This window comes from Peribacillus sp. P4_C12 (assembly GCF_056402095.1).
Map to the genome: position 1 here is coordinate 1 of NZ_JBFUIB010000801.1, position 1,343 is coordinate 1,343.

Annotated in this window: 2 protein-coding genes; both read right to left on the minus strand. The window is 33.9% G+C overall.

Going from position 1 to position 1,343, the window contains the following annotated elements; translation table 11 throughout:
- Positions 1-689 (minus strand): nucleoside hydrolase (locus AC1DUW_RS29115; protein WP_477644224.1); only part of this gene is annotated, 689 nt, incomplete at its 3' end.
- A 23-nt stretch (positions 690-712) separates the two neighbouring features.
- Positions 713-1,343: nucleoside transporter C-terminal domain-containing protein (locus AC1DUW_RS29120; protein ID WP_477644225.1), on the minus strand; the 631-nt coding region annotated here is incomplete at its 5' end.

Sequence of the window (1,343 nt, forward strand, 5' to 3'; positions counted from 1 at the left end):
ATCTCTTTATATGTTGATGCAAAAAACACTAATAATTCACCAACTATTTTAGCAACATTGTTATCAATTTTATTCACTTGATCGATAACTTCTCGTGTTGCTATGGCTTGATGTGTTATATCTAATCCCATAACTACTATTGGAATACCACTATCAAATACTTTTTTTGCAGCTTCTGGATCAACCCAAATATTAAATTCAGCAGTTGGAGTCCAGTTACCAAATGTTCCACCACCCATAAGAACAATTTCTTCAATATTGTCCTTAATTTCTGGTGCTTTTGATAAAGCTAAAGCAATATTTGTTAATGGTCCTGTTGGAAGAATTGTAACAGGCTCTTTTGACTCTTTTAACAGTCTTATGATTGTGTCAGCTCCATGCTCCTCACTCCAGCTACGAGAAGGTTCGGGCAATTCTGGACCATCCAGACCTGAATCTCCATGAATACCAGGTGCAGTTTCTCGTAATCGAATCAATGGCTCGCTTGCCCCTTTTGAAACAACAACATCCGTTAGTGAAACTAAATCACAAATTTTTAATGCATTCATAGTTGTTTTTTCAATTTCAGCATTCCCGGAAACTGTTGTAATCCCTAAAATCTCCAATTCTAGTTGTGCAGCAGCTAAAATAATTGCAATTGCGTCATCATGTCCTGGATCACAATCCATAATAATTCTTCTTTTAATCATCCTATTTCACCTCTATATAAAAATTACATGAAAATACCCATAATTGTGGCTGAAATTACAGATGCTAATGTCGCACCTAACAATAATTTCAATGAAAATTTTGCAACATAACTCCCTTGTTTTTCACTGATTGATTTGATTGAACCTGAAACAATACCCACAGTTCCAAAGTTTGCAAAACTAACTAAATAAACTGAAACAATAGCAACTGTTTTATCGGAAAGATGGTTTGAAATCTCACCAAAATTCAACATTGCAACAAATTCATTTGTAACTAGTTTTGTCGCCATTATTCCACCTGCTTGTACAGCTTCTGCCCAAGGAACACCTATTAAAAAAGCAATTGGTGCAAAAATATAACCAATAACCGTTTGGAAAGAAACATGAAATACACCTAGAAAAATCACATTGATCAATTCCATCAAGGAAATAAACCCTAATAGCATAGCAGCAACGATAATAACAATTTTAAATCCATCCATTACACTTTCTCCAACCATTTGGAAGAAAGGAACTCTTTCATTTTCTTCAATTYGAATTAGATCCTCATTATCGTCTAAATCATATGGGTTAATAATATTAGCAACTATGAGTGCACTAAAAATATTCAATACAACAGCAGTTACAACATATTTTGGCTCTAACATTGTCATA